Origin of the sequence: Acidovorax sp. WCS2018Noco2-16, assembly GCF_031843945.1 — a bacterium.
Taxonomy (GTDB): domain Bacteria; phylum Pseudomonadota; class Gammaproteobacteria; order Burkholderiales; family Burkholderiaceae_C; genus Paracidovorax.
On record NZ_JAVTJJ010000008.1, the window covers coordinates 95177 to 106556 of the forward strand.

10 protein-coding genes and 1 pseudogene are annotated in these 11380 nt (G+C 57.7%); 7 read left to right on the plus strand and 4 right to left on the minus strand.

The annotated features are described in order from the left end of the window. Positions 1–4: 4 nt before the first annotated feature. Positions 5–1003: a hypothetical protein gene (locus tag RQI28_RS15430; RefSeq protein WP_311223548.1), complete on the plus strand. Its 999-nt coding sequence runs from the start codon at positions 5–7 to the stop codon at positions 1001–1003. A 75-nt stretch (positions 1004–1078) separates the two neighbouring features. Here RQI28_RS15430 and RQI28_RS15435 read toward each other — a convergent pair whose 3' ends face one another. After that, on the minus strand, positions 1079–1255 hold the full coding sequence (locus tag RQI28_RS15435) for a hypothetical protein (protein WP_311230740.1): 177 nt from the start codon (positions 1253–1255) through the stop codon (positions 1079–1081). A gap of 127 nt (positions 1256–1382) precedes the next feature. On the opposite strand from RQI28_RS15435, the gene RQI28_RS15440 reads away from it, so the two are divergent. The 6 genes from RQI28_RS15440 (at position 1383) to RQI28_RS15465 (ending at position 7363) form a co-directional block, all read left to right on the plus strand. Next, positions 1383–1613: a hypothetical protein gene (locus RQI28_RS15440; RefSeq protein ID WP_311230440.1), complete on the plus strand. Its 231-nt coding sequence runs from the start codon at positions 1383–1385 to the stop codon at positions 1611–1613. Positions 1614–1670: 57 nt separating this feature from the next. Then, positions 1671–2318, plus strand: a complete 648-nt coding sequence (locus RQI28_RS15445) for a WYL domain-containing protein (protein WP_311223550.1) — start codon at positions 1671–1673, stop codon at positions 2316–2318. 114 nt (positions 2319–2432) lie between these two features. Then, a complete protein-coding gene (locus tag RQI28_RS15450) occupies positions 2433–3254 on the plus strand; it encodes a GTPase (protein ID WP_311223551.1) in 822 nt (273 codons plus the stop codon). A 10-nt stretch (positions 3255–3264) separates the two neighbouring features. Then, positions 3265–3879: a hypothetical protein gene (locus tag RQI28_RS15455; RefSeq protein WP_311223552.1), complete on the plus strand. Its 615-nt coding sequence runs from the start codon at positions 3265–3267 to the stop codon at positions 3877–3879. Next, positions 3876–5699: a dynamin family protein gene (locus RQI28_RS15460; protein ID WP_311223553.1), complete on the plus strand. Its 1824-nt coding sequence runs from the start codon at positions 3876–3878 to the stop codon at positions 5697–5699. The genes RQI28_RS15455 and RQI28_RS15460 overlap by 4 nt, the downstream gene beginning before the upstream one ends. Positions 5700–5710: 11 nt before the next feature. Next, positions 5711–7363, plus strand: a complete 1653-nt coding sequence (locus RQI28_RS15465) for a GTPase (protein WP_311223554.1) — start codon at positions 5711–5713, stop codon at positions 7361–7363. 344 nt (positions 7364–7707) lie between these two features. Here RQI28_RS15465 and RQI28_RS15470 read toward each other — a convergent pair. The 3 genes and pseudogenes from RQI28_RS15470 to RQI28_RS15480 form a co-directional block, all read right to left on the minus strand. Further along, positions 7708–8134: pseudogene (locus RQI28_RS15470) on the minus strand (IS5 family transposase); the annotation flags it as partial. A gap of 167 nt (positions 8135–8301) precedes the next feature. Then, the gene (locus RQI28_RS15475; RefSeq protein ID WP_311223555.1) at positions 8302–10095 is read right to left on the minus strand and encodes a methyl-accepting chemotaxis protein; all 1794 of its coding nucleotides are present in this window, start codon (positions 10093–10095) and stop codon (positions 8302–8304) included. A 325-nt stretch (positions 10096–10420) separates the two neighbouring features. Continuing rightward, entirely contained in the window at positions 10421–11350 is a 930-nt protein-coding gene (locus tag RQI28_RS15480) for a TRAP transporter substrate-binding protein (RefSeq protein WP_311223615.1), read from the minus strand. Positions 11351–11380 lie beyond the last annotated feature (30 nt).

Here is an 11380-nt window from a genome sequence, read left to right on the forward strand (position 1 = left end):
CACCATGAAGCTTCGTCAACTCTTCCTTGCACGGTTTGCGGCACTGGCACTGGCCATTGCCTTGGGATTCTCCAGCGCCCAGGCCGAAACGCTGGAAGGCACGCTCGAACGCGGCCCGACCCACTCCGTGCTGTGGGCCGTCAGCCCTGGATCGGGCGACCTGATCGGCCAGGTCTTTGCCAACGCCTCCCAGACCGGGCAGACCGTCCTGACCCATTGCCTGCCCGGCCTTCACTGTGTCGCCGACGGCGCTAGCAGCGTCGAGCCCCCCGAAAGCCTGACAAGACAATTGCACTTCAGCGCCCAGCCCTCTGGCTGGTGGCAAATCACCCAGGCGCTCAACGTCTACATGCAACCCAGCCTGCCGATGAGAGAACACCAGTTGAGCACTAGCCACGGGCAACTCACCGTTACCGATGAACATCTGCTGCTGTTCAATGGCCGCCCTGTGCTGGCGGGCTCGCCCCAACCTGCCGAGCCTGCACCGCAAGCCAGCCCGGCAGTCCATACGGCGCAACTCACGCGGCTGGAGCGCATCAGAGCATGGTGGCAAGGTTTGTGGAGCCAGGTGCGCGGCCAGCTGCTTGCACTGCTGGGACGCGTGCCACCCCAGGCGCAAGCATTGGTGCCAGCCCCCACGTCAGCCGCCGCTGCCGAAGCAGTGCTAGGCAACGCGGCCCTTCATATCGTGGCGCACTTCAAACTGGCTGCGCAGGACATCACGCTGCTGCAGAACACCGGAGGCGCTGCCTGCCCCGCCCTCTACCGCTTCGCCACCCTCACGCCCCAGGGCATTGGCGTGACACCGGAATTTGGCACATGCAGCGACATCGCCACCGTCACACTCGACCAAGCCCAAAGCGGCTTGCCTGAGCCCCTCGTCACCATGAATGGCGCACGCGGCCCGTTCGCGCCCGAGGAGGAACAGCGGCGTGCCCACATGCAACTGCATCGTTTTGTGCTGCGCCATGGGCTGGTGCAGGAGCTAGCCACACGGAACTGAAATCATCAAAAAGCATAGCTGCTAGCGCTTGTTCATCAAGCGCTGCGGCCACTTTTTCTTAAAAATTTCTGACGCTCATTCTGCGCTGCTCTGTGCAAGCTGGATCTGATCCAACACGTTGGTAGCAAGCAGGCCGATGCGACTCCCGACCCGCTCCATCTGCAGCTTGGCGTAGCGCGTGCACCAGCGTTTGACTGACACATCGCGGCTTCGGCATGCGCACAGGGGCAAGGTCGTGACATCCGTAGACATGCAGTCAAAATACAAAGATGCACTGAGTTACATTGTCTGACGATTCGGTTCACGTTTGCCGGCGACACAACGTGTCGCGTTCGGTACTTAACCTTCTGCCGCAACACCACCGCCCATTCCCTAACGCATGCTCTCCGCCAAGCCTCAGCCTGACTTGAAGCCGAAATCCGCCAGAGGCCCCACGGTCACCAAACTGGCCCTGCGCCTGTCGAAAATGCTGGCACTGCTGCACAAGGGCGACGACATCGACAAGCACTGTCTGGCCGAGCAATACAAGGTAAGCGTCCGCACTATCGAGCGCGACCTAGCTGATCGCCTGCACGGCATCGTCGAACACACCCCCGACGGGCGCTGGTAGCTAGTTCCCCAACAACGCAGCACCATCCCGGTCAGGCACCTGCTCGACTACACCCGCATGGTGGGCACGACACATCTGTTCCCCGACCGCAGCCTGCCATACCTGCTCGAGCAGCTGGAAACTCCCGAACCCCGCCGCGTCACGCACGTGCAAGCCACACCGCACGAAGACCTGCGCACACAAAGCCCGGCATTCGCCCAACTTCAAACTGCCATCGAGCAGCACCACGAATGCCGCTTCACCTACAAGGGCACGCCGCGCCACGCCCAGCCCTATCGGCTGATCCACAAGAACGGCATTTGGTACCTGGCCGCCGAAGAAGCCGGGCGGCTGAAAAACTTCAGCGTCGCGCTGGTCGAAGCCCTGCAGGTGGATGAGATCAGCCGCTTCACGCCCCAGCGCATGCACCAGGACTACATCAACGACAAGGACGACGTGTGGTTCTCCGAAAGCACCACCGAGGTGCTGCTGCGCGTGGCGCCCGAAGCCGCCCACTACTTCGCCCGCCGCCAGTTGCTGCCCAGGCAACAGCACCGGGCGGATGCAGACGGTTCGCTGCTGGTGACTACCCACATCAATCATGTGAACCAGCTGCTGCCCGTGGTGCGGTTCTGGCTGCCGAGCGTGCGAATCGTCAAGCCGGTGGAATGGCATGCAGAGCTGGTAGAGGGGCTGCGGCAGGCGGTGATGAAGTGGGGCGATTGAGTGGCCCAAGCATTCGTGGATTAATTGACTGAATACCAAAAAAAGCCGAGCCAGGAAAGCCAAGGGTTCAAAAGCCTCCTTCCTAAAAACCTGAAACCTCTGTCCGAATAGCCCATGGAAAAGATTATCGATATTGAAAATCGCTCAGTAGAGCTCACACTGAGAGCAAATTCAACGCAAAGTAAGCCAGTTATTGCAGCCTGCGGACTCATGAACGCTGGCAAGAGCTATTTGCTCAATATGCTCAGCCAGCACATTGATCGGGAATATTTCAAAACTGCCGACCAGCGCGAAACCACGGACAACAAGACGCTGGAAACCGAGCAATACATCTACTTGGACACTCCAGGTCTGGATGCCAACGCCCAAGATGATGCCATTACGCAGCAAGGCATCGCCGAGGCCGATATCGTGCTTTTCATTCATCAACCACAAGGTGAGTTGGATTCGCGCGAACTGGCTTTTCTGCATCAATTGAAGGATAACTTCGGAAAATCTGCCAAGCACAGCGTCGTCATCGTCATCAGCAAGATCGACAAAGAGTCCAAATCTAAAATAGATGCCATCGACAAGGAAATCCAGAAACAGTGCCAAGAGAAGTTGGGCACCGTCTTCACCACCTTTCAGATATCAAACACCCGCTACAAAACAGGTATCAGCCAACAAAAAAATGGACTGATTCAGGCCAGTCATATCGACGCACTGGCGCAGCATCTGAAAAAAGCAACCCCCAAAATCCGCCAGGCACGTCAGAACAAACTGGCCACGAGCATCGAGAATCTGTTGGCCGAAATAGACGCTCTGACGCAAGAGCTGCGCGATGAGAAAGCGGGCATGCAGCAGGACATCAGCGAACAGTTCTGCCATTTCAATGCGCAGATGGAGCAGCTACAGGCTTTCCTGACCGAGAGCGCATCCAATTTCAAGAAAATTTAAGGAGACTCCTATGCCAATTCCTTTTCTGATTGGCGGCCTTGTCGCCGCCGCAGCCGCAGCAGTTGCCGCCTATGCCCTCAGCGACGACGACAAATCTAGCAGTTCAGGCAGTTCTAGCGCCAGCGATGATGCAGAGCGTCGCCGCAAGGAGGCCGCAGAAAAAGAGCGCAAAGAACGTGAGCGCACGCAAAAGCAGGAGGCCGCGCACGAAGATTTTCAGAAAGAAGGCCGCGTATTTGGTAAAAACCTGGCACAGGCACTACCTTCTGACTTGGTAAAAGCCAGCTCGCGTGATGCATTTACACTGGATTTCGACTTGAAAAAACGCAGCATGCAATTCGATATGGAAGAGGCATCCCGAAGAGACGCCGACCTCCTTGCCACCATTGATGGCCTGGAGACAATTCTTACCAAGAGGGCATCGCACCAAAAAAACATTAAAAACCTAGCCATATTTTCTGAACTATACAAACCAGTATTTCAATACGGAGCGGCATTGAGAAAGAAAGAAGAACGGGTTGAACGCATCGATGACGGCATCGAAACACTGAAAGAAATAAAGGCCCAGCTCAGGAAACTGGATAACGAACTGCATCGACCCACACATACAAAAATCTCACCATGACAGAAAAATCCATCACCCGAGAGGCACTGCTGGCATCGTTCGGCGCGCTGGAATCGCAATTCACCAGCTCACTGAAAAATGCCCAGGCGTTAGAACAGACATTCGACGCCTCGCGCGCCAAATTGGTGCATGCCATCTCTAGCCATTTGCAGAATGCGCAAAAAAGTTTGCCCCTCGCTAACCCGCTGCAAGCGCCGCTAAACAACTTCGTGGCAACCATGACGCAAACCAGCCGCGAGTGGGACGTCAAGGTGGCAGGGCGTCAAAAAGGTGTCGAATTCCGTCAAGGGTTTGAAGATTCGCTGCTGGTTTTTGTCAGTGGCAAAGTCAAGTCTGGAAAAAGCTCGCTGGGCAACTACATGGCATGGGGCCACACCGACCCCACGGACGACGCCAAACGCCAGACGCTACCAGAGCGCTATCCCAAATACAAATCGCACGCCAAGGTGGATGTAGAAGGTGGAGACAGCCCCAAAGAGGCTGAGAAAAAGCGTGAATTCCGGGTCGGCGCCACCGAGGCTACCAGTTCCATCCAGAGTTTCAGCCTGCCGGGTCTGACTTGGGTGGATTCGCCGGGCCTGCACTCCATGAAAGAAGAAAATGGCAAACTAGCCCGTGAATACCTGGACCATGCCGACCTGATCCTCTATACCATGAAGTCAGATGCGCCGGGACGCGCCAGCGATCTGGCAGAAATCCGAGACCTCATCCACAAAGACAAAAGAACGCTGCTGCTGCTCACTGGCAGCGACGACATTGAGGAAGATGTCAACGACAGCGGTGATTTGATTCAATGCATCGTCATGAAAGACGCTGCACGGCGCGCCAAACAGCAAGACTATGTACGTGGGGAATTAAAGGCACGCCCGGATTCCAACAAGCTGGAAATCGTCTCCATCTCGTCGCGTTACGCCCAAGAGCACGCCAATGACGAGGCAGCCTTTCTAGACAGCGGAATAGGCCCCTTTTGCGCGACATTGCAAGACATTTGCCAATCCGAAGGTGTCAAGATCAAGCAGCGCGTCCCCATGAGAAATCTGCACCATTTTCTGGTGGACTGCGAGAACGATCTGGAGCCCTACCAGAAGCTGATTGCCGACTTCAGTCCAGTAATGCGGAAATTGGATGAAAGCCTCGAAAACCAAATCTCTCAGCACAGCCGTGAGGGTCAACACGATCTGAAACGTTTCATCGACACATTCTTTGTCGGCACTGAGAACATCCGGGACGACGCGGATCTTATCAACAGCCAACTAAAAAATTTCAACAGCAAGCTCGGAGAGAAATTCCACGAAATCGCCAACGACCGACTGCAAGCTATTGCGGATGATTTAACCAAAGAGTTTCAGGCCAGCGTCAAAAGCACCTACCAGCACAGCCTGTTGACCCGGATTCCCGATTTCAAGCTCGACACCATTACTGAAAAGGTGGAGGTTGGCACACGATCGGGCACCAAAAAGCGCAATGCAGGCATAGGCTCTCTCTTGGGTGCAGGAATCGGTTTTCTGGTCGCAGGACCTGCTGGAGCGGCTGTCGGCTCCATGGTAGGCGGTGGGCTGGGGGGCGTCACAGGCGATAGCGCCAGCATCCGCTACCGCGACGTTCAGATTACCGTGGGCGACAACCTGCAGGGCATTCGGCGCACTATGCTGGATACCCACCGTGAAGCATTCGACATACGTTTGAAAAAAGATGCCGAAGATCTGTGGCAGCAGTTTGATGGCAGCATCAAAAACCTTTTAAAACAACTGTCTGCCGAAATGGAGCAATTCGATTCAGAGTTGCAACAAATTCTCAATAGAACCCAGATCGCACTTTGAATTTTAAGATCATGAAAATCAACTCCACCCAATTGCTTGGCGCATACGAACAGGCCCGTGGTTACGCAGCAATCGAGTCAGAATTAGCCACACCGTTCACGCCAATTGAGCAGGTATTTGAAGAAAAAAAGCGCAAGCCAGATGCCTGCATCATGGTTTATGGCGTTTATAACGCAGGCAAAAGTACCTTGATCAATGTGCTACTAGGCCGGGAAGAGGCCGCAATGGATGACATTCCCCTGACCGACCGGGTAACGGCTTACGCTTGGGACAAATACACCATTCTCGACACCCCTGGCGTGGACGCACCCATTGCGCATCAAGACGTAACCAACGCCCAGATGCTTAAGGCAGATACGATCATCCTTGTGGTCGATCCGCTGGGCACCGTTGAGGAAGCCAAAACGTTGGAAGTGCTGGTGGATCTGCTGGCGGCGCACAAGCAGGTGTTCATGGTGTTCAACGACAAGAAGGGATTGAGCGACGAGGATTACATCAGGCTCAAAAACCAAACCCGCGAGCAACTCCAGCGGATTGCCACGCACCGCGGCATGGATAATATCCTCAAGGAAGTGCCAATTGTCAAAATCAATGCCAAACGCGCATTGCTTGGGCAATTGAAGGGCAAGCCCGAATTGGTGGAATTGAGCGGTTACCTCGCATTTAAAAACCAACTCGCGGATTTTCTGGAAAGTATTTCGCCCGACGATATTTATGACCGCCTCAAGCACCAGCTAATGGAATTTTTGAATACCCAGGTGCAAGTGCTGGGCAGCCAAAGTGGCGATACCGACATCACGAAAAAATTCGACAAATTTCTGCGCCAGATGATTCGGGAGAAATCGGGACTTTCTTCTGAAATGGTGCATGAAATCGAGAGGGAACGAAAAGCGATTTACGATAAAACCAAACGTGCCCTGCGCACCAGCCCGGAAGATTGCCAACAGAAAATCGAAGGCATCATGCAGCAGGCCAGCGAGCAGATGCAAAGGCACCTGAGCAACCGACTGCAGGAGTTTGTCTCCATCGCACAAAAAGACATCGAGGAGTTGCAGGCCGCCATGCCCCAGGTGGGGCAATACACCCATGCCGACGAGATTCCGACAACAGAAAATGCGCCAGACTTGGAGCAGCCTATGCCACGAACGCAAAAGTCCTCAGGTATTTCTGCCGATATGGCGGCACAGGCTTCCAAGCAAATGGCCTCGATGGTCAGGCCGGAGCACATCGTCAGCACACTGAAAACGGTCAAGGAAATATTGCCATCGCTCATGAAGGGGATTGGCCCCAAGACCATGGAAAAATGGGCTGGGGCCGTGATGACAAAATACGTTCCCTACATTGGCACCGTCGTCACGGTGGGGATGGCGGTATTCGATATTTTCTCCGGCGACCCTGAAGAAAAAGCAATGCGCGAACACATGGAAAAACAACGCTTTACACGTGAACGGGCAGAGCAACAAATGGATGACTTTGCGCAAGAACTGGCCGATGGCTTCAAGCAATTCATGCGCGAAAATATCCTGCAGGAAATCGATTGGTTTTTTACCCAATTGAATACTCAGGTGGACCGGCTACGTGAAGGTTTTAGCGACACTGAGAGATTGGCTAGCGAACGATTGCAAAAATGGGTGACGATCCAGCAACTGGCACTAAGCGCCTGATGATATTGACGCCTGCTCGGCAACCCTTTCCCTGCAATAGCTGCGGAAAGTGTTGCCGTCATGTAGATAGAAGCCCGGCAACGTCTTGGCTGGATCGTGGCGATTCCATTTGCAAAAATTTTAATGAGATGCAACATAAATGTGAAATCTATGCAGATCGTCCGCTAATTTGCCGCGTTGAAGATTATTACGATCAACACCTTTCAGACTCTGTCAGATGGGATGATTTTGTGAAGATAAATTTAGAAATCTGCCAAGATCTATAAATTTTGCATTCTATTTTCAGATCATTGAATTAATAAAAGCTACAGATCATATTATTGGATAGTCTGCACGGTAGTGTCTTTCAGTAGGGCGTCTGCGCCTTTGAGGTCATGTGCCTGCCCAGGCGTAGAGAGGACGCCAGTCGGGTTTCCCAGGGCATCGACCGTGGCATGAATCTTGGTCCTAAAACTGCGCCCAAGGGCTTGGTTGTCTGGATCCCCCCTTTGCACCAGCGCCGTGCCGGTGGGCTAGCACGATAGCGGAGTCAATCATCGCGTACTCGTTTTTCGCATCCTGCGCCAGGGCCTCGAACACCCGTTGCCACACGTCAGTCTTGCTCCAACGCGAGTGACGGGTGTGCACCACGCGGAAATCGCCAAAGCGGGCAGGGAAATCCCGCCAAGGGATGCCGGCTCGATAGCGATACAACACGGCATCCACGAACAGCCGTTTGCCCTTGGCCGTGATTCCTGGTTATTCTGCCTGGACGGGCAGCAAGTCCTTGATGCCTTCCCCTTGCCCATCACTGAGAGCGAATCTTTTAAATCACGGCCCTAACTTGGCGATGAGGCTATGACTTTCCGACGTGGGGGAGCTATTGATGCCACGCCACAGAAATGCGGCGGGAAGGCTACCACCGCTGCCCGCACCGCCGACAGCGATGACAGCGACCGTCAGAAGGATTCCCAATCGTGCCTGTTGTCCTTGCCCTCGCCCGCGCTGCGAGCAGGCGCTTTAGGCGCGGCAGGAGCCGATGCCAAGCGCGCTCTGGCTGCCGGGCGTTGCTGTGCTGCGCGTTGAGCGACGGCCACCGGCTTGCGCGCCGGGGCGGGTACTGCTGAGCGCACCACGGGCGGCGCCTTGGGCGGTGCGACGTAGGCAGCAGCGGTGGCAACAGTAGCCGCCGCCGGGGCACCCGCATCCAGCCGGAACAGGCTGACCGACTGCACCAGATCCTGCGCCTGGGTGTTCAGGCTGGCGGCGGCAGCGGCCATTTCTTCTACCAGCGCGGCGTTCTGCTGCGTGGACTGGTCCATCTCAGTGACGGCCTCGCCCACCTGGCCCACACCTGCGCTCTGTTCGCTGCTGGCCGCGCTGATCTCGCCCATCAGGTCGGTCACGCGGCGGATGCTGCCCACCACTTCGGTCATGGTGCTGCCGGCCTGGTCAGCAAGCACGGTGCCGGCTTCCACGCGCGAGACGCTGTCGGTGATGAGCTGCTTGATCTCCTTGGCGGCCTCGGCGCTGCGGCCGGCCAGGCTGCGGACCTCGCCTGCCACCACCGCAAAGCCGCGGCCCTGTTCACCGGCGCGCGCGGCTTCCACCGCGGCGTTCAGCGCCAGAATGTTGGTCTGGAAGGCAATGCCGTCGATGACGTTGATGATGTCCGCGATGCGGCGCGAGCTCTCGCTGATGCCCTTCATCGTGTCCACCACCTGCGACACCACCACGCCGCCTTGCTGCGCCACGCTGCTGGCCGCCTGCGCCAGCTGGTTGGCCTGGCGCGCGTTGTCGGCGTTCTGCGTCACGGTGGAGCCCAGCTCTTCCATCGACGCGGCTGTTTCTTCCAGCGCGCTGGCCTGCGCTTCGGTGCGGCCCGACAGGTCGGAATTGCCCTGCGCGATCTGCGTGCTGGCCGATGCCACCGACTCGCTGCCCTGCCGCACCCGCGACACTACCTGGGTGAGCGACGCGTTCATGGTGCGCAGGCTGTCCAGCAGCACGCCCACTTCGTCACGCGACTGCACGTCGATGCGGGTCGTGAGGTCGCCGGCAGCCACTGCCCGCGCAACCGCCACGGCCTGTGCCACCGGCCGGGTGATGGACCGTGTGACCCAGGCACCCAAAATCACCGCCACGATCACGGCCAATGCCGAGCCGCCGACCTCCAGCCAGAACGTCCACTGACGGGTGCGGTCGGAGGCCACGGCACGCTGAACCTGCAGCTCGGTTTCGGCGCGCGTGAAGTCGGTGTGAACTGCCCGGAACTGGTCCATCGCGGCCTTGCCGCGAGCGCGTTTGATCTCGGCGATCAGCGCGTCCAGCGGGGTGGTGCCGGCGTTCACCTCGCGGCGCAGCGACTGGTCGCCACGCGCCACTTCCATGAACTGGCCTGCAGCGGCCTGCATGTCCTGCAGCCTCTTTTGCTGGGCGGGGTTGTCGCTGGTGAGCGTGAGCGCCTCTTTCATCGAGGCATCGAAGGTCTGCATGCCCCCGATCCAGGGCTCCAGAAACTGTGCGTCGCCGGTCAACGCGAAACCGCGCGTGCCGGTTTCCATGTTCAGCATGCTCAACAGCACCTGGTCGGCCACCAGCAATACCTTGGAGGTGTGCGCATTCCAGCGCTCGGCCTCTTGCAGCCGCGACTGGCTGATCACGGCCACAGTGATCACGGCCAGAAAAATGGCGATCACGCCGCTGAAGGCCAGCCCCAGGCGGCGAGCCAATGGCCAGTGGGAAAAGTTCATCGAGTCACTCCTGCTTGAAACCTTGTACATCGTTGCTCTCCACCACTGCGATCCAGCCGTTCACGGCAGTTCACAAAATGGGATCCTCCGATACTAAAGTTACAAACTGTCGCGACTTGTAGGCGAGTGCCTCACGCGTGTAACGGCGATGGGGCGATGGGGCAATGCAATGCGGATGGGACGACTGCTTCGCAGCCGCGACCCGTACGCTGCAGTGCAGGGACGGTCGCCACGCAACCCGAAGTACCGCCACGACACGACCTGGCCAGCGGCCTGCGTCGCCCAGAGGGCCGGCGCAGTGCAGCGCTGGGACGCCCTATGGCCCTCACTGGTTGGAGATGATGGTCAGCAGATCGCCCCGCACCTCGGGGTTGTCGGTGTACTTTTTGTACAGCGGCCCCATGCGCCGCACGTAGGGTGAAAAGTCAGTCACGGAGGCGAACTGCGCGCCCTCCTTGGTGACATTGGCACGCGCCGCGACGATGCGCTTTTCCCACAGCTCGCGCATCAAAACGGCGGATTTTTTGCCCGCCTTGAGAAAGGCTTGGCGGTCGTCCTCGCTCAACTGCGCCCAGAGCTTGGTGGACACCACCAGCGCCTCTGGCGAGATCATGTGCTGGTCCAGCAGCGTGTATTTGGCGACCTTGTAATGGCCCGTGGCTTCGTACGACGCCAGGTTGCCCTCGGCGCAGTCGATGGTGCCGTTGCGAAAGGCGTCCATCACTTCCTTGTAAGGCACCACCACCGGCACGGCGCCCAGCAGCTTGACCATTTCGATATAGGTGTCCGACTGCTGCACGCGAATGCGCTTGCCCACCAGATCTTCGCGCCGCTCGATGGCCTTGCCCGTGCAGTAGAACGAGCGCGCGCCGCCGTTGTACCAGCCCATCACCACGTAGCCCGATGCCTTGAGCTTCTCGGCCAGCCGCTCGCCCATGGCGCCGTCGAGATAGCGGAACATGTGCGCGGCATCGGAAAAGAGAAACGGCAGATTGAACGCCTGCAGGCCCGGCGCCGCCTCGGCCAGCGGCCCCAGGTTGAACTCGGCCACGTCGATCTCGCCCGCTTTGAGCAGGGTGACGGCCTTGGCCTGGTCGCCCAGCACGGCGTCGGAATACAGCTTGATCGTGTAGCGCCCGCCCGTGTTGGCTTCGACCTCACGGATGAAGCTCTTCATGGCCTCCGTGACCGGATAGCCGTCCGGATGGGTGTTCCAGGCCCGCAATGGCGTCTGTGCCGATGCGGACAGCGCCATCGCGCCCAGGCAGAAGGCGAGGCCCGCCGA